This is a genomic window from Bradyrhizobium guangdongense (assembly GCF_004114975.1).
In the GTDB taxonomy this organism is placed as follows: Bacteria; Pseudomonadota; Alphaproteobacteria; order Rhizobiales; family Xanthobacteraceae; genus Bradyrhizobium; species Bradyrhizobium guangdongense.
This window is the reverse complement of record NZ_CP030051.1, coordinates 3,012,391-3,030,538: the sequence shown is the minus strand read 5'-3', so window position 1 is coordinate 3,030,538 and position 18,148 is coordinate 3,012,391. Positions and strand designations below refer to the sequence as shown.

General features: G+C 64.5%; 14 protein-coding genes and 1 pseudogene. 12 read left to right on the top strand and 3 right to left on the bottom strand.

Going from position 1 to position 18,148, the window contains the following annotated elements; all coding sequences use genetic code 11:
* Positions 1-9: 9 nt before the first annotated feature.
* From X265_RS14285 to garD, 9 genes and pseudogenes are all read left to right on the top strand, one after another.
* Complete coding sequence (locus tag X265_RS14285) at positions 10-1,962, top strand: SGNH/GDSL hydrolase family protein (RefSeq protein WP_128965389.1); 1,953 nt, start codon at positions 10-12, stop codon at positions 1,960-1,962.
* Between the two features lie 160 nt (positions 1,963-2,122).
* Positions 2,123-3,670 carry a DUF1800 domain-containing protein gene (locus tag X265_RS14280; RefSeq protein ID WP_308421708.1) on the top strand — a complete coding sequence of 516 codons (1,548 nt, stop codon included), beginning with the start codon at positions 2,123-2,125 and terminating at the stop codon, positions 3,668-3,670.
* A gap of 15 nt (positions 3,671-3,685) precedes the next feature.
* A pseudogene (locus X265_RS14275) lies at positions 3,686-4,877 on the top strand (DUF1501 domain-containing protein).
* 135 nt (positions 4,878-5,012) lie between these two features.
* Positions 5,013-6,353 carry an MFS transporter gene (locus X265_RS14270; protein WP_164939004.1) on the top strand — a complete coding sequence of 447 codons (1,341 nt, stop codon included), beginning with the start codon at positions 5,013-5,015 and terminating at the stop codon, positions 6,351-6,353.
* Positions 6,354-6,475: 122 nt separating this feature from the next.
* Entirely contained in the window at positions 6,476-7,381 is a 906-nt protein-coding gene (locus X265_RS14265) for a LysR family transcriptional regulator (RefSeq protein ID WP_128965386.1), read from the top strand.
* 126 nt (positions 7,382-7,507) lie between these two features.
* Entirely contained in the window at positions 7,508-8,452 is a 945-nt protein-coding gene (kdgD, locus tag X265_RS14260; RefSeq protein ID WP_128965385.1) for a 5-dehydro-4-deoxyglucarate dehydratase, read from the top strand.
* A 22-nt stretch (positions 8,453-8,474) separates the two neighbouring features.
* Positions 8,475-9,818 (top strand): glucarate dehydratase, encoded by a 1,344-nt coding sequence (gene gudD, locus X265_RS14255; RefSeq protein WP_128965384.1) that lies wholly within the window; start codon positions 8,475-8,477, stop codon positions 9,816-9,818.
* 26 nt (positions 9,819-9,844) lie between these two features.
* The gene (locus X265_RS14250) at positions 9,845-11,293 is read left to right on the top strand and encodes an aldehyde dehydrogenase family protein (RefSeq protein ID WP_128965383.1); all 1,449 of its coding nucleotides are present in this window, start codon (positions 9,845-9,847) and stop codon (positions 11,291-11,293) included.
* Between the two features lie 122 nt (positions 11,294-11,415).
* Positions 11,416-12,957: a galactarate dehydratase gene (gene garD / locus X265_RS14245; protein WP_128965382.1), complete on the top strand. Its 1,542-nt coding sequence runs from the start codon at positions 11,416-11,418 to the stop codon at positions 12,955-12,957.
* A 44-nt stretch (positions 12,958-13,001) separates the two neighbouring features.
* Here garD and X265_RS14240 read toward each other — a convergent pair whose 3' ends face one another.
* Together X265_RS14240 and X265_RS14235 are read right to left on the bottom strand one after the other, a co-directional pair.
* Positions 13,002-14,486 carry an outer membrane protein gene (locus X265_RS14240; protein WP_128965381.1) on the bottom strand — a complete coding sequence of 495 codons (1,485 nt, stop codon included), beginning with the start codon at positions 14,484-14,486 and terminating at the stop codon, positions 13,002-13,004.
* Between the two features lie 261 nt (positions 14,487-14,747).
* On the bottom strand, positions 14,748-15,077 hold the full coding sequence (locus X265_RS14235) for a hypothetical protein (protein WP_128965380.1): 330 nt from the start codon (positions 15,075-15,077) through the stop codon (positions 14,748-14,750).
* 28 nt (positions 15,078-15,105) lie between these two features.
* On the opposite strand from X265_RS14235, the gene X265_RS14230 reads away from it, so the two are divergent.
* A complete protein-coding gene (locus tag X265_RS14230; protein WP_128965379.1) occupies positions 15,106-15,717 on the top strand; it encodes an AraC family transcriptional regulator in 612 nt (203 codons plus the stop codon).
* A gap of 244 nt (positions 15,718-15,961) precedes the next feature.
* Positions 15,962-16,231, top strand: a complete 270-nt coding sequence (locus X265_RS14225; protein ID WP_164938580.1) for a hypothetical protein — start codon at positions 15,962-15,964, stop codon at positions 16,229-16,231.
* A 52-nt stretch (positions 16,232-16,283) separates the two neighbouring features.
* Here the strand turns inward: X265_RS14225 and X265_RS14220 are convergent, their stop codons facing one another.
* Positions 16,284-16,640 (bottom strand): hypothetical protein, encoded by a 357-nt coding sequence (locus tag X265_RS14220; RefSeq protein WP_167506281.1) that lies wholly within the window; start codon positions 16,638-16,640, stop codon positions 16,284-16,286.
* Positions 16,641-16,984: 344 nt separating this feature from the next.
* Here X265_RS14220 and X265_RS14215 point away from each other — a divergent pair, with 344 nt between their 5' ends.
* Positions 16,985-18,130, top strand: a complete 1,146-nt coding sequence (locus X265_RS14215; RefSeq protein WP_128965378.1) for a hypothetical protein — start codon at positions 16,985-16,987, stop codon at positions 18,128-18,130.
* Positions 18,131-18,148: the final 18 nt, after the last annotated feature.

The following is an 18,148-nucleotide window of genomic DNA, read 5'->3' as shown; positions in this document are numbered from 1 at the left end:
ACGCGGATCATGATCTCTGTTTCCCTTCGTCGATGTCTCGCGGGCACCCTGCTGCTGGCCGGGCTCGTTTCCGTTTTGCCGTTCCAGCCCGCAGCCGCCCAGGATGCCGGGGCGATGCAGATCAATTGGGAGGTCCGCAACCGCTTCCGCCTGTTCCGGGAAGAGCGCGACTTCCTGCTGCATGTGGAGAACGCGCGTAACCGCAGCATTCTCGCAGCCGAACAGTCGCTGGAACTCCAGAGCGAGGGCCGCGGCTGGGCTCGCAACATGGTCAACCGGCTCTGCATCGACCTCCAGGGCCGGGTCAACCAGCCCTGCACCCGCGATAACGTTAAAGAGAACTACATCACCCCAATCGACCACCCCATCACCGTTCGCCTGACCGGCGCGGTGCCGGTCGGCGCCACCTGCGCCTGGTCGTTCGACGACGGCGACGGACCGCAGACCTCGACCTTCGACTGCGCCGAGCCGATCAATCTGCGGGTGCGCTACGGCAAGCAGACGGTGGCGACCGTCGACGTCTCCTCTGGCTCCGATCCGAGCCAGCGTATCCAGACCGAGATCCAGGTCCGCGACATCTTCATCGCCGGCCTTGGAGACAGCATCGCCTCCGGCGAAGGCAATCCGGACCGACCGCTGGCGCTGTCCGATGAGGGCTTTTGCTTCCGCTCCTATCTCGGCACCGCCGGCGCACAATATTACCGGCCGAGCCGCGCCGGCTACAAGGGCGGCCGCGCCTGCGAGGCCCCGGATACGCTCGCCAATTGGCAGCATTACAGCGCGCTCTGGTTCAACTCGCCCTGTCATCGCTCGTTGTACAGCTACCAGACTCGCACCGCGCTCGCGCTCGCGGTGCGCTACACTCATATCGCCGTCACCTACCTGCCGCTCGCCTGCACCGGTGCCAGCATCAGCGACGGGCTGCTCGGTTCGCAACGCGCCCGTGAATGCCCGCCCGGCAAGTCCGGCGTCTGCAACACCAGCGTGAACGCGCAGGTCGCCGAACTGCGCGAGGCCGTCACTGCGGCGAAGAAGCGCCAGCCGGACCGCAATCTCGATCTCGTGCTGCTCTCGATCGGCGCCAACGACGTCTACTTCTCAGGCCTCGTCGCCGACGTCATCGTCGACACCGCGACCGAACGTGCGCTATTCCGCCGCTCCGGCGTGATGGCGAGCGTCGACGATTCCCGCGACGCGCTGCAGCGGGAGCTGCCGCAGAATTTCGTCAAGCTGCGCGAAGCGCTCAAGCCGCTGGTCGGCGGCGATCTCTCGCACGTCGTCTACGTCTCCTACGCCAATCCGGCGCTGGCCGACGGCGGCGTGCCCTGCCGCGGCGGCCGCGCCGGGTTCGACATCCATCCCGCCTTCAACGCCGATCCGCAGCGGCTCGCCCGCGTCTCGACCTTCGTTGACACCGAATTCCTGCCGCAGTTGAAGGGGCTCGCCACCTGCACGCGCGGCGCGCTGTGCCGCGACCCCGAGGCCGACCGCATGACCTTCGTCGATGCGCACCAGACCGCGTTTGCCGATCATGGCTTCTGCGCCCATGCGGGCAGCGATCCCGAGTTTGACCGCACCTGCTTTGCCGAGAATGGCCAGAGCTTCAATCCTGATATCGTCAGCGCGGCAAGCCAGCCGATGCTGTGCGGCCGCGGCGCCTCCGAGTATCGCGCCTATCTGCCGCGCGCGCGCTGGATCCGCGACGCCAATGACAGCTATTTCGCGGCGATGACCTATCCGCAGGGCCTGCCGGCGGCGAGCCAGCCGAGCGACATTCACGACGCGACCTGGGGCGTGCTCTCGGCCGTCTATGGCGGTGCCGTGCATCCCAGCGCCGAAGGCCACGCCGCGATGGCGGATGCGACGCTGCCTTCCGCGAGCGCCGTGCTCGGCCTGGACGCCGTGCCGCCAGGCGTCACGCGCGGACTGTTGGCTCCGCTCCTGCCGGGCGCGCAGCAATAGTCCACGGCGCCGGAACCCGTTGCCGCTCGCTGGAAGTTGATGGCGCTGCCGTCAATTGAGTCCATTCCATTCAGGGCAGGTTCAGCCGACGGGCGCATGATGAAGCACGCGTCATGGGATGTGGGCGTCCTCATGCAGTCCGAACCCGCCGGGATCGACCGTGGATAGCAGAAGCGCATATCGTCGGCTGCGTCGGTCGCGCCTCGCGGCGCTCGTCGCCCTGTCCACAGGACTGATGCCGAACATCGCCCGTGCCGACGACCTCAACCCGCATGATCTCGCTTTGCTCGATCGGCTGACTTTCGGCGTGAGCACCTCGAGTGCCGCGCACATGCACGGCATCGGTGCCGAGCGCTGGCTGCAGGAACAGCTGCATCCGGCCGGCAATCCGGCATTGCCCGAAGCGGCCAAGGCGCAGATCGAGGCGATGCCCGACGTGCACCGCTTCCCGTTCGACATTGCGGTCGCCTTCGAACAGCAATCCAAGAGCGCCAACCAGGTCGCCGATCCCGACCAGAAAAAGGCGGCGCAGCAGGTGTTTCAGCAGGCAATGAGCGATCGCGCCAAGCAGGCCGCGGCGCGCACCATCCTGCACGCGCTCTACGCGCCCGACCAGCTGCGCGAGCGCATGGTCTGGTTCTGGTTCAATCACTTCAACGTCCACCAGTACAAGTCGAATCTGCGCGTGCTGATCGGCGACTACGTCGATCACGCCATCCGCCCCAATTCGCTCGGCAAATTTCGCGACCTGCTCGCGGCGACCGTGCATCACCCCGCGATGCTGCGCTATCTCGACAATGCCGACAACGCGGCTGGCCACCTGAACGAAAACTACGCCCGCGAGATCATGGAGCTGCATACCATGGGCGTCGGCTCCGGCTACACGCAGGCCGACGTCGAGGCGCTGGCGAAGATTCTCACGGGGGTCGGCATCGACACCAGGCCGGAAGACCCGAAGCTCAAGCCGGAATTGCAGGCCCAGCTCGTGCGCGAGGGCGCCTTCGAATTCAATCCGTCCCGTCACGACTACAGCGACAAGACCTTTCTAGGGCACGTCATCAAGGGGCGCGGGCTCGCCGAGGTCGACGAGGCCATCGACATCCTGGTCCATCATCCCGCCACCGCAAGCCATCTGTCGCGCAAGATCGCGACCTACTTCGTCTCCGACAATCCGCCGGAAGCACTCGTGCAGCGGATGGCGCAGACGTTCAAATCCACCGATGGCGACATCGCCTCGGTCCTCGCGACGATGATTCATTCGAGCGAATTCGAGGCTGCGCTGAAGCCCGGCACCCGCTTCAAGGATCCCGTGCAATATGTGCTGTCGGCCGTTCGCCTCGCCTATGACGACAGGGTGATCCTGAACACCGCGCCGATCCAGGGCTGGATCAATCGCCTCGGCGAAGGCCTGTTCAACCACGAGACGCCGGACGGCTATGCGCTGACCTCGGCCGCCTGGAACGGCCCCGGACAGATGATGGTTCGCTTCGAGATCGCGCGTCAGATCGGATCCGGCTCGTCCGGCCTGTTCAAATCCGAAGGTCCCAATCCGGTCGAGCAGCCCGCGTTCCCGCTGCTCCAGAACGCGCTCTACTTCAACGGTCTTCGCAACACTCTCGGCCCGGCGACGCTGGCCTCGCTGGACAGGGCGATCTCACCGCAGGACTGGAACACGCTGTTCCTGTCGTCGCCGGAATTCATGCACTGAGCAAAGGAGATCGCCATGAACCGCCGCGAGTTGATCAAGACCTTTGCCGCGCTCGCTCCGCTCACGGTGGCGGGCCGCGTCTGGGCCGCGCCGGCGACCGACGCCCGCATGCTGGTGGTGTTCTTGCGCGGCGCTTATGATGCCGCGAACGTCGTGGTGCCGGTCTCGAGCGACTTTTACCGCGGATCGCGGCCGACGCTCGCCATCGCCAGGCCGGACGCCGGCAATCCCAACGCCGCGCTCGCGCTCGACGCCGATTGGGGGTTACATCCGGCCTTGCGCGACAGCATCTATCCGCTCTGGGCCAAGCGCGAGATCGCCTTCATTCCCTTCGCCGGCACCAGCGACGATTTGACCCGAAGCCATTTCGAAACCCAGGACACGATCGAGCTCGGCCAATCTGCCGGTGGCTCGCGACTATCGCTCGGGCTTCATGAGCCGGCTCGCCACTGAGCTGGCTCGCGCCAAGCCGATCGCCTTCACCGACCAGCTGCCGCTGATCTTCCGCGGCAAGACGCAGGTCCCGAATACCGGCATCAGCAATGTCGCCAAGCCCGGCGTCGACGATCGCCAGGCCGATCTGATCAAGAAGATGTACGCGCAGTCGAACCTCGCCGCCTCGGTGTCGGAGGGTTTTCGGGTCCGCGACGACGTCTACCGCTCGGTCTCCGAGGAGATGAATGCCGCCAATCGCGGCGCGGTCTCGCCGCGCGGCTTCGAATTGTCGGCGCGGCGCATCGGCCGCCTGATGCGCGAGCAATTCAATCTCGGCTTCGTCGACGTCGGCGGCTGGGACACGCATGTCAACCAGGGCGCCGCCAACGGCTATCTCGCCGACCGGCTCGGCGAGCTCGGTCGCGCCCTGGTCGGCTTCTCCGAGGAAGTCGGGCCGGCAGCGTGGCGGGATACAGTGGTGGTGGTGATCTCGGAATTCGGCCGCACCTTCCGCGAGAACGGCGACCGCGGCACCGATCACGGTCATGGCAGCGTCTACTGGGTGCTCGGTGGCGGTATCAACGGCGGCCGCATCCTCGGCGAGCAGGTCAAGGTCGAGCAGGCGCATCTGTTCCAGAACCGCGACTATCCCGTGCTGACCGATTATCGCGCGCTGTTTGCCGATCTGTTCGGGCACGTCTTCGGCCTTGGCAACGAGAGCCTCCAGCGCATCTTCACCGGCGTGCATCCGACCAACCTGGCATTGGTCTAGCTGCCACCACCCGGGCTGCTGCCGTTCCATCAATTCAAAAACGGCATCAATCGATACCCCCTTCAACTTGGACACTTTCCCGCGCGCGCCTCTAGGAGTCGCCTTGAGGAAACATTCGACTTGAGGAGGCGCATGATGAGCGCAGTGGTGTCCGCGGCGGACGTGAGGAGGTCTCGCGTCAGGCTGTTCATCGTGACCATGTTGTTCCTGTTCACGACCGTCAATTATGCCGACCGCGCCACACTGTCGATTGCCGGCCCGGCGCTCTCCAAGGAGCTTCATCTCGATCCCGTGGCGATGGGCTGGATCTTCTCGGCTTTCGGCTGGTCCTACGTCGTCGCGCAGGTGCCGGGCGGCTGGCTGCTCGACCGCTACGGCTCGCGCCTCGTCTACGCTTTCAGCATCATCGTCTGGTCGCTGTTCACGATGATGCAGGGCTGGGTCGGCTTCTTCAGCGCCGGTGCTGCCATCGTCGTGCTGTTCGCGCTTCGCCTCCTCGTCGGTGTCGCAGAGGCGCCGTCCTTTCCCGCCAACGCCCGCATCGTCGCGGCCTGGTTTCCCGGCAACGAGCGCGGCACCGCATCGGCCTTCTTCAATTCGGGGCAGTATTTCGCCACCGTGATCTTCGCGCCGCTGATGGGCTGGATCGCGCATGATTACGGCTGGCGTTACGTGTTCTTCGTGATGGGCGGGCTCGGCGTCGTTATGGGTCTCGCCTGGATCAAGACTGTCTACGGGCCGAAAGAACATCCTTCGATCAACGAAGCCGAGTTCGGTTACATCAAGGACGGCGGCGCCCTGGTCGATCTCGACGCACCAAAGGACGAGCGCGCGCCGGACTCCGGTCCGAAATGGGACCACATCCGCCAGCTCCTCTCCAACCGCATGATGCTCGGCGTCTATCTGGGCCAGTACTGCATCAACACGCTGACCTATTTCTTCCTGACCTGGTTCCCGGTGTACCTGGTCAAGGAGCGCGGCCTCTCGATCCTGCAAGCCGGCTTCGTCGCGACGCTGCCGGCGCTGTGCGGCTTCATCGGCGGCGTGCTCGGCGGCATCATCTCCGACGCCATCCTGCGCAAGAGCGGCTCGCTGACCATGGCGCGCAAGATCCCGATCGTCGGCGGCATGCTGCTGTCGATGTCGATCATCGCCTGCAACTATGTCGAGGGCCAGGCGCTGGTGGTCGGCTTCATGGCGCTCGCCTTCTTCGGCAAGGGCATCGGCGCGCTCGGCTGGGCGGTCGTCTCCGACACCTCACCCAAGGAGGCAGGCGGCGTGTCGGGCGGCCTGTTCAACTCCTTCGGCAACCTCTCATCAATCACCACGCCGATCGTGATCGGCTACATCCTGGCCGCGACCGGCTCCTTCAATGGCGCGCTGGTGTTCGTCGGACTCAACGCTCTGGTGGCCGCCTTCGCCTATCTCGTGATCGTGGGCAAGATCGAGCGGGTGGTGCTCAAACGTTCCTCCTGAGGGCTCCATGAGAGCTTGACCAGGCAACTCAACGGCGGCTCGCAAGGCCGCCGTCTTTGTTTTGGGGGTGATCGATGCTAGAAGTGCCGGGGAAACGCCTTATCCATCTAAGGCATGTATCAATGTTCGACCTCAACCAGCTCCGCTGTTTCGTCACGGTGGCGGAGGAACTGCATTTCGGCCGCGCTGCCGCGCGGCTGAACATGACCCAGCCGCCGCTGTCCCGGCAGATCCAGGTGCTGGAGCACATCATCGACGCGCCGCTGCTGGAGCGCACCAGCCGCTCGGTGCGCTTGACGCCGGCGGGGCGCAGCTTCCTCCCCGAGGCACGCCGCATCCTGAAGCTCGCCGAAAGCGCCTCGCAGGTCGCCCGCCGTATCGCGCTCGGCAAGACCGGCTCGCTGAAAATCGGCTTTACGGCTGCCGCCGCCTACGGCTTCCTGCCCGAGCTGATCGCGGCCTGCCGCGCCAAGCTGCCGGAGGTGGACTTTTCGTTGAAGGAGATGGTGTCGGGCGACCAGTTCGAGGCGCTGACCTCGGGCCAGATCGATGCCGGCCTGCTGCGCCCGCCGATCGCGCGGCCCGAACTGACCAGCCGCCGCGTCGTCGCCGAGCCCCTGCTCGCCGCGATCCCGAAAAAGCACCCGCTCGCCAATGCCGACAGCATCACCATCAAGGACTTCGACGACCAGCCCTTCGTGATGTATTCGCCCTATGAGAGCCGCTACTTTCACGACCTCCTGGTGGCTTTGTTCACACGGGCCGACATCCTGCCGCGCTATGTCCAGCACCTCAGCCAGATCCACTCGATCCTCGCGATGGTCCGCGCCGGCCTTGGCCTTGCCATCGTGCCGGCCGCGGCTGCCGGCCTCAAGATCACCGACGTCCGGCTGCGTCCGCTGAAGCTGCGCAACCGCGTGCCGGTCGAGCTGTTCATGGTGTGGCGCCGCGACGACGAGAACCCGCTGCTGTCCGCGCTGGTCAAGATCGCCAGCGAATTGTCCTCGGTGGAGGCGGTGGAGGATTGATGCTCAATCCGCATCGGTCGATATAGGCTTTGGCTTGGACGCGCATCGAACGGTTGCCTAAACACCGGCGCATGGACGCGCGGCCTCTTGCGTCCTCCCCAACACTGGAACACAGGGACAGCGCCCATGAGCAAGATGACCCCGCAGGAAATGGCCCAGAAGATCGGATCGGGCCTCCTGTCCTTCCCCGTCACGCCGTTCAAGGCTGACTACTCCTTCGACGAGGCGACCTACCGCGCCAACATGGACTGGCTGTGCGGCTATGACGTCGCCGGCCTGTTCGCTGCCGGCGGCACCGGCGAGTTCTTCTCGCTAACTCCGACCGAGGTCTCTGAAGTGGTCAAGGTGGCCGTCGACGAGACCAAGAGCCGCGTGCCCGTGCTCGCCGGTACCGGCTATGGCACCGCGATCGCCCGCGAGATCGCAATCGGCGCCGAAAAGGCCGGCGCGGACGGTCTGCTGCTGCTGCCGCCCTACCTCACCCATTCCGAGCAGGAAGGCCTTGCCGCTCACGTCGAGGCCGTCTGCGCCTCCGTGAAGATCGGCGTCATCGTCTACAACAGAGACAACGCCATCCTGCAGCCCGACACCCTCGCGCGTCTCGCCGAGCGCTGTCCGAACCTGGTCGGCTACAAGGACGGCATCGGCGACATCGAACTGATGACGCGCGTCTACACCAAGCTCGGCGACCGCCTGACCTATGTCGGCGGCCTGCCGACCGCGGAGACGTTCGCGCTGCCCTATCTTGATATGGGCGTGACGACCTATTCCTCGGCCGTGTTCAACTTCGTGCCGGAATTCGCCACCAACTTCTACACCGCCGTGCGCAAGCGCGACCATGCGACGATCCATGCCGGCTTGAAGGATTTCATCCTGCCGCTGATCGCGATCCGCAACCGCAGGAAGGGCTATGCGGTCTCGATCATCAAGGCCGGCATGAAGGTGATTGGCCGCGACTCCGGCCCGGTTCGCCCGCCGCTCACGGACCTCACCGAGCAGGAGATTGCGGAACTGACCGCGTTGGTGAAGAAGCTGCCCGCCATTCGATCGTCACAACAGGCTGCAGAATAAAGGCAACAGGGAGAAGCGCGCGATGGCCCAGACGGATATCTCTGGCGCACCGGTCGTTACGGCCATGCAGGTGATCCCGGTCGCCGGTCGCGACAGCATGCTCCTCAATCTGAGCGGCGCGCACGCGCCGTTCTTCACCCGCAATATCGTTATCCTCACCGACAATGCCGGCCACGCCGGTGTCGGCGAGGTGCCGGGCGGGCAAAGGATCTGGCAGACGCTCCAGGACGCCCGCGATCTCGTGATCGGCAAGACCGTCGGCGCGATGAACAACATTCTCGCCGATGTGCGCACCAAGTTCGCCGACCGCGACGCCGGCGGCCGCGGCAAGCAGACGTTTGACCTGCGCGTGATGATCCACGCGGTCACCGCGATCGAATCCGCCCTGCTCGATCTGCTTGGCCAGCATCTCAATCTTCCGGTCGCCGCCCTGCTCGGCGAAGGCCAGCAGCGCAAGAGCGTCGAGACGCTGGGCTATCTCTTCTTCGTCGGCGATCGGCGCAAGTCTAAGCTCGACTATGTCACGGGCGAGAGCGGCAAGGCGGACTGGTTCAACCTCCGTCATCAGGAGGCGATGACGCCGGAAACGGTGGTCCGGCTCGCGGAAGCCACCCACGACCATTACGGCTTCGCCGATTTCAAGCTGAAGGGCGGCGTGCTGCGCGGTGAGCAGGAGATCGAAGCCGTCACCGCCATCGCCAAGCGCTTCCCCAACGCGCGCGTCACGCTTGATCCCAACGGCGCCTGGTCGCTGGACGAGGCCATCCGCCTCTGCAAGGACATGCACGGCATCCTCGCCTATGCCGAGGACCCTTGCGGCGCTGAGGCCGGCTTCTCCGGCCGCGAGATCATGGCCGAGTTCCGCCGCGCCACGGGCCTTCCGACCGCGACCAACATGATCGCCACCGATTGGCGGCAACTCTCCCATGCGTTGCGTCTCGGGGCGGTGGACATTCCGCTGGCCGACCCCCATTTCTGGACCATGCAGGGATCGGTGCGCGTTGCCCAGACCTGCCGCGACAACGGCCTGACCTGGGGCTCGCATTCCAACAACCACTTTGACATTTCGCTCGCCATGTTCACCCATGTCGGCGCCGCCGCTCCCGGCAAGGTCACTGCGATCGACACCCACTGGATCTGGCAGGATGGCCAGGCGCTCACCAGGGAGCCGCTCCAGATCAAGGGCGGCAAGATCGCGGTCCCGGATCGTCCGGGCCTCGGCATCGAGATCGACCGCGCGGCCATCGAGGCCGCGCATGAGCTCTACAAGAAGCATGGACTTGGCGCCCGAGATGACGCTATCGCCATGCAGGACTTGATCCCGGGCTGGACCTTCGACGACAAGAGGCCCTGCCTCGTTCGGTAAGAAAACTTCCTTGGAGGAAAAAAGAGATGACTGCGATCCTCAAGAACTTCATCGGCGGTGAATGGGTCGACGGCTCCGGCGTCACCAGGAACATCAACCCCTCCAACACCAATGACCTCGTCGGCGAATACGCCAAGGCCGACAAGGCGCAGACCCAGAAGGCGATCGCCGCCGCGAAGGCCGCCTTCCCCGCCTGGGCACAGTCGACGCCGCAGGTGCGCTACGACGCGCTGAACAAGATCTCGACCGAAATCCTGGCCCGCAAGGAAGAGCTCGGCCGCCTGCTCGCCCGCGAGGAAGGCAAGACGTTGCCCGAGGGCATCGGTGAGGTTGCGCGCGCCGGCCAGATCTTCGCGTTCTTCGCCGGCGAGGCGCTGCGCCTGATCGGCGAGAAGGGCGCCTCCGTCCGTCCCGGCCTCGACGTCGAGCTCACCCGCGAGCCCGTCGGCGTCGTCGGCATGATCACACCCTGGAATTTCCCGATCGCGATCCCCGCCTGGAAGATCGCGCCGGCGCTCTGCTACGGCAACACCGTCGTGTTCAAGCCGGCCGAGCTGGTGCCGGGCTCCGGACATGCGCTCACCGAGATCATCACCCGCTCCGGCATTCCGGCCGGCGTGTTCAACCTCGTTGTCGGCTCCGGTTCGGTGGTCGGCCAGACCCTGCTCGAGCATCCTGACGTCGCCGCGATCTCGTTCACCGGCTCGGTGCAGACGGGGCGCAAGATCGCCCAGGCCTGCGTGCTGTCGAACCCGATGAAGAAATTCCAGCTCGAGATGGGCGGCAAGAACCCGCTGGTCGTGCTCGACGACGCCGAGTTGAAGACCGCGGTCGAGGTCGCCGTCAACGGGGCGTATTTCTCGACCGGCCAGCGCTGCACCGCCTCCTCACGCCTGATCGTCACCGAGGGCATCCACGACCGCTTCGTTGCCGCGGTGGCCGAGCGGCTGAACAGCCTCTCGGTGGACGATGCGCTCAAGGCCGGCGTGCATATCGGCCCGGTGGTCGACCAGAGCCAGCTCGACCAGGACCTGCGCTACATCAAGATCGGCCAGGATGAGGGCGCCAAGCTCGCCTTCGGCGGCGAGCTCCTCAAGCGCGAGAATCCCGGCCACTATCTCCAGCCGGCACTGTTCACCGAGGCCAACAACAACATGCGCATCGCGCGTGAGGAAATCTTCGGGCCGGTTGCCGCCGTGATCCGCGCCAAGAACTACGAGGAAGCCCTCGCCATCTCAAATGACACCGAGTTCGGCCTCGCCTCCGGCATCTGCACCACCAGCCTGAAATACGCCTCGCACTACAAGCGCAACAGCGAGTCCGGCATGGTGATGGTCAATCTGCCCACCGCTGGCGTCGACTATCACGTACCGTTCGGCGGCCGGAAGGGTTCGAGCTACGGCGCCCGCGAGCAGGGCTCTTATGCACGCGAGTTCTACACCACGGTGAAGACGGCTTATACCTTCCCCGGCTAACCACGGCGAAGATCTCGTAGGGTGGGCAAAGCGAAGCGTGCCCACCACTTACCCTCGGTGTGAAGACGGTGGGCACGGCGCGTTGCGCCTTGCCCACCCTACGATTTCGGAGGCAAGCGCAAATGGACCAGGACGTCGCAGCGAAAGAACAGCCCCGCTACATCAAGCTCAACGCGCGCGACAACGTCGCGATCGTGGTCAACGATTTCGGGCTTCCCGCCGGCTCCCGCTTTGCCTGCGGACTGACGCTGCGCGCCTTCGTGCCGCAAGGGCACAAGACCGCGCTGGTCGACATCGCGCAAGATGAGCCGATCATCCGTTACGGCGAGGTGATCGGCTACGCGCTCTCGCCGATCCTGGCCGGCGAATGGGTCGATGAGGCCCGCATCCGCATGCCGGAGGCCCCTGCCCTGGACAAGCTCGAAATCTCCACCGCCGTCCCCGCACCGCTGCCGCCGCTCGAAGGCTTCACTTTCGAAGGCTATCGCAATCCCGACGGTTCGGTGGGCACAAAAAACATTCTGGGCATCTCCTCCTCCGTGCAATGCGTCAAGGGCACGATGGAATATGCCGTCAAGCGCATCCGTGCCGAGCTGCTGCCGAAGTACTCCAATGTCGACGACGTCGTGCCGCTGACGCACGCCTATGGCTGCGGCGTCGCGATCACCGCGCCCGACGCTGTAGTGCCGATCCGCACGCTGCAGAACATCGCACTTAATCCCAATTTCGGCGGCGAGATCCTGGTCGTCGGCCTCGGCTGCGAAAAGCTGGCGCCCGAACGGCTGGTGCCGGAAGGCGTCAGCGATGCCATCGTCCGCATGCAGGACGAAGCCTTCGACGGTTTTGGCGCAATCGTCGAAGCGATCATGGCCCAGGCGGAAGCGCGACTGAAGATCCTCAACAAGCGGACCCGAGAGACCTGCCCCGCCTCCGATCTCGTCGTCGGTCTGCAATGCGGCGGCAGCGACGCCTTCTCCGGCGTTACCGCAAACCCGGCCGTCGGCTTCGCTGCGGACCTGCTGGTCAGCGCCGGTGCCACCGTGATGTTCTCCGAAGTCACGGAGGTGCGCGACGCCATTCAGCTGCTCACGCGCCGCGCCATCAACGAGGACGTCGGCCGCGCGCTGGTGCGCGAGATGGCCTGGTACGATTCCTATCTGGCCCGCGGCGGCGCGGACCGCAGCGCCAACACCACGCCCGGCAACAAGAAAGGCGGTCTCGCCAACATCGTCGAGAAATCCCTGGGCTCGATCGTCAAGTCGGGCTCATCGGCCATCACCGGCGTGCTCTCACCCGGCCAGAAGGCCACGCAAAAGGGCATGTTGTTCGCGGCAACGCCGGCGAGCGACTTCATCTGCGGCACGCTCCAGCTCGCGTCCGGCATGACCTTGCAGGTGTTCACCACCGGCCGCGGGACGCCCTACGGCCTTGCGGCCGCCCCCGTGATCAAGGTCGCCACCCGCACCGAGCTTGCGCGCCGCTGGAAGGACCTGATCGATTTCGACGCGGGCGGCATCGCCACCGGCGCCAAGACCATCGAGGAAACCGGCTGGGACCTGTTCCACCTGATCCTCGACGTCGCCTCCGGCCGCACCAAGCCGTGGTCGGACCGCTGGGGCATCCACAACGATCTCACGCTGTTCAATCCAGCGCCGGTGACCTGAGGTCTGACGGCCCTGCGGCTCAGGCGAGATTGAAGGCCTCTGCCTCAATATTTCGCCACGATGGAATCCGCTCCGAAGCGGTAGTTCAAACCCGCACGGAAGACGTGATCGTGAATGCCGCCTGAGACGGTCGTGGTCCGGAATGGAGGACTGAAGAGTGCCGGCGTTGCGAACGTATCGGACACGTTCCCGAGATCCACATAGAGGTACTCCAGCTTGGCGCTCCATGGACCCGAGATAGCGCCTTCGATGCCGCCGCCGAGAGTCCAGCCGCCCTTCGTGTGAGTTGCATTTGCCGAAGAGACTACACCGGCCCCGCCAAGGTCGGTGATGCCGGTGCGCACTTGGCCGTAGGCGGCGCCGCCGGTCATATAGAGCAAGGCAGGACCGGTCGCGTAGCCAAGTCGACCGCGCACTGTTCCGAACCAGCCGAGTGTCCGTTGGATTGTCATCCCGGTGTTGAAGGTCAATTCGCAGGCTCCCACACAGGCGTCATCAACCTGATGTGCGGCCTGAAGGTCAGTCTCGACGCCGACGACCCACTGGGCGAATTGCCAATTATACCCCAGCTGGCCTCCGCCCACAGCTCCGCCCGGCGCAATCGTAAACGTCTCCGGAAGCCCGCTGCCGAGTGCTGTGGCACGGCCGAATGTCGCCGGATCGCGGCCGACGCCATAGCCCGCATTGGCCCCCACGTAAAAGCCGCTCCAACTGTGGAGCGCTGCCGCAATCGCGCGCGGCTTCGTCTCGGTGGAAGCGAGCCCGGCGCCGCCAAAGCGATAGTTCAATCCGGCGCGTACAATATGCTCGCGGATGTCGCTTGTGACACGGGTGGTGATCGTCCCCCCTGGAATCGCCGTCGTGAAAGAATCCGACACGCTGCCGAGATCCATGTACAGATATTCAACCTTGCCGGTCCAATTACCAAACAGCGCCGCCTCTATTCCGCCGCCGACCGTGCCGCCGGTCAGCGTGTGATTGAAGCTCGCAGCATTCACCGTGCCCTCGAGCGCGCGCACCAGGGCAACGTTCGCATCGACCCGACCCACGGCGAAGCCGCCCGTCAGATAAAACAGCACGCTGCCGGCTGCGTAACCGAGGCGCCCCCGTACCGTGCCGAAGTCGCGGAGCTTCTGCTCGATCCTGACGGTGCTTTCGTCATCACACGTGAACACGCAAGCGGAATCCCGTTGCCCGCTCCATTGCCAGTCACCTTCGATGCCGAGAACGAGGCTGCCCAACTGTTTGTTGTAGCCGGCCTGCAGACCGCCCAGCCAACCGGCCGGAGCCTGAGTTACGGATTCGGGCGGTGGCACCGGTGCTCCGAAAAAGCCAGGAAAGCCAACGGTGCTCTGGTCCCGGGCGACGCCATAGCCGACGTTTGCTCCGAGATAAATTCCGGTCCAGTCATAGAGCCCGCTCTCGAGCGGCGGCGCCTTGACGTAGGGCGATTGCGAGAGATCGGCGGCCCGGGCGGCGGCGGTTGCCCCGATCAACATGCTCAGCGCAACGAAGAGCTCTTTCTTCACCGGTCATTTCCTCATTTCAGACGCTCCGAATCCGATTCTGCGGCGCGCCTGTGCCGGAAACATCTACCGGGCCGGGATTGGCGCGACTTGGATTATAGTGAACTCCCTTGGACCAGGGGGCCCTCGATGCGTCATCGGCGCGCGATGATGCTTTCCCGCAACATCCTGTCGCCGCAGGCAATTGCCCGACGCATGTGCCGGTGGTAGCGATCGAACCATCGGACGTTCAATCCCTACATAGTCTCGATGACCTCGCCCAATTCACCGTTTTCGCCCGTCGCGATCTCGACTGAAGCGTTTGCGCCCCAGCAGCGCCTGACTAAATGGCGCGAGATCTACGGCCACAACATCGCGAAGGTCGATATCGAGACGATCGGCGACGATCCGTTTCACGCAAGCGTCAAATTCCAGGGGCTGCCGGGCATCGAGCTCGTCTCCGGATCTCGCTCGGCCGCCCACTATCGGATCGAGCGTCAGCACCTGATCGGCGCACGCGACGGCTTCGGCTTGTCCGTGTTGCTCTCGGGCGGCGCCACCACGAGACAGCTCGGCCGCGAAAACGTCCTGTCGCCCCGGCACCGCCGTCGTCATCTCGGGGACCGATCCGTCCGTCAATACGATGCACAACCTCGGCAAGTTCCTGACGATCGTGCTCCCGAGGCCACGACTGTCGGGTCTGGTGAAGGATCTGGATTCCGCGTACGCGCGGCAGATTCCGGCGGAGAACGCCGCGTTACGCCTCCTGATCCGTTACGTGGACACATTGCATCAGGACGTCGCATTCACCGACGCAGCCTTCGCGCAAGTGGTCGCGAACCACATTATCGATCTCTCCGCGCTTGCGATCGGCGCCGGCGAGGATGTCGCCTACGAGGCTCGTCACGGCGGCGTCGCAGCGGCGCGGCTACAAGCCATCAAGACCGACATCCGCAGCAACCTCGGCGATCACGCCCTGTCGCCGGCGAAGATCGCCGCGCAGCATGGCCTCACGCCGCGTTACCTGCACAAGCTCTTCGAGCGAGAAGGAATGAGCTTCTCTGAGTTCGTTCTTGCGCGACGGCTCGAACGCGCCCTGGAGATGCTGAAGGATCCTCACTTCGCAGGCTATACGGTCAGCACCATTGCGTTCGATTGCGGCTTCAGCGATCTATCCTATTTCAATCGAACCTTCCGTCGCGCCTACGGTGCGACACCAACCGACATCCGCGCCGCAACATTCCGCATGCGTTGAGCTCTTTCATTGCCGTCTTTCAATTCCGTCACCCGGATATGCAAGCGCATCGCCTAGGCGCTGCCCCACTGTAGTGAAACCGTCCGGAAACATGGGCGCGAAAAACTTCTTCCCCGTTTCGCGCTCGACGCCTCACGCAGTCAAATATGTCCGCCATGACCGGCTGAATGTTCGTAGACAAGCGAACCTGTTCCTGCGCCGCCGCGACCAAACCTCCGATTGATATCTTCACGGAGATTTTGACATGCGCGTTCTTACTTTGATTGCCGTTACCGGCGCGATGATTGCAGGCATGGCAAGCGCCTTCGCCGGCGAGCTTCCCTCTTACGAGGCGAAGTCGTTTCCGATCTCGACGATGCAAGTCCAGGTGCTCGGCGGCGCCGGCGTGGAGCAGCAACCAGCCGCACCCACGACGGAGGTCGCCGGCATGCCGGCCTCGCCCGCGCAGATGATGGTGCTGTCCCCCCGCGCCAAGCGGCTCGCAAGCGCGAGGTCGGACAGCGAAGCACGCTGATCCCTTATGTCGCTGATGGCGCCCGCATCTCGTGCGGGCGCCATCAGCATTTTCAGGTCATGCTGCCCGGCATGAAGCACCGCACCCGCGGGTGGCCGTCGATATAGTGCTTCCACACCATGGTGCGACCGATCTTGTTTGGTTCGGTGATCACGGCGCCGTCGGGCACGACGACCCACTCCTCATCGAGATGCACGCGATAGTGCCCCTTGTCGGACTCCCAATCGACATCGGCGACGACATAGCCGTCGGCGTCCGAGCAGCACTGCCCATACTCGCTGCGCAGGCTTTCGAACCAGGGTTTGAGCGGCGAGTTGGCATAGCGCCCGTCATCACGCGCGAAGGCCGATTTTGCCAGCGGCGTCATCAGCACCAGCAGCGTTGCTGCACACAGTCTTGCAAGCCTCATTGCGTCATCTCACGGATCGGCCTCGCAAGGAACAAGCAACATCCCTCACGCCCTTCGCCGGGCGCGGCAGCGGCGACTCGTTCCTCCGGCAACTTTGCCGATTACTATGCAAATCCGGCGCCAGCGCGCATTCCCGGGGAACTACTGGCGCGACAAGCGCGCCCGATCCGGCTGTCCCTCCTGAAGATGTGACGTGCCGATGGTCCGTCGTTCTGCTCCGGAGACTTTCCTTGTCATGCCAGCACGTGTACGAAGCGGACGCGGGGGCGGCCGCAATCGTTTAACCGGCTGTTTCGAATGGAAGAATTGGGTATCGGCGTGACAGGCATTGGACCGTCAGCGCGATGAGCGACTCCAGAGAGCTGCTTCCCGGTCAACAGGATCCGACCGATCTGCCTGCAAACCAGGTGCAGTTCGCGCTCGTGATTTCGCGCATGCTCGATACGGTGAAGGACGACGCTGAAGCCAGGCGGCAGATGGTCTACGATCTCGCGCGTTACAAGCTTAAGGAGCAGTTCACCTACGCCGACGCGAAGAACATCGACAACATGAAGCAGGCCCTCGAGGTCGCGATCGACGAGGTCGAGAAGTTCTCGCGCGAGCAGGCGCCGCTAGAGCGTCTGCCGCAACAACAACTCGCGTCATCCAGGATGAGCGAAGCAGGCGGTGTTCTGGTCTCCGGCGCCGCGACCGTCCTATCGCCGGGCATCGGAACGTCCCGCAGTAAGCTGCCTGCGGTTTCGGGTCCCCTCTGGCCGGTGATCAAGCGGACAGCGGCCATCCTGGTTGTCGTCAGCGCGGTCAGTCTGATCGTTTCGCACAGAGACAAGATCGCTGCGCTACGCCGACTGATTTCCTCGCAAGCGCCGGAGATCGCGCTGGTCGCGCCCAAGCCGGAGGCAACCGTCACGGTGGCCAAGCCCGAAATGGTCCCCTCCGCCCCGCCTCCGCCAACGCGCGTGCTTCCCACCGACTACGGCATCTACGCCCTGATCGACGACAAATCGCTGGCTGAGTTGAACGCCATCAGCGTGATGGCGCCGGACATGCGAATTGCGATCTCACCGGAGTTCAAAAAGCCCGACCGGCCGCATCTGCCGAACGGGCACGTCAAGTTCATCGTGTTTCGCCGGGACATTTCAAACGTGATCCCGGAGCGCCTCGAGGTCCGGGTGGTCGCGAAGATCAGAGAGTTCTCGACCAACGCTGCGAGCAAGATGTCGGGCGGCGGAGAGGACGCCGGCGTGATCCGCAACTTCTCCTATCCGTTTCGGATCGCGCCGATTCCGGGCAAGCCTGAAATGTACGAGCTTCACGCCAGCGATGCGGACCTCGAACTTCCGCCGGGACATTACGTCCTGAGCCTCGGACAGCAGGCCTATTATTTTGAGGTGGACGGTGAGATCACCGATCCCCGGCAATGCCTCGAGCGGGTCGCTGCCGGCAACGGCACGTTCTATGCGCCTTGCCAGAAGGCGCGGACGTATTGAGGCTCGTCACCCTGGCAG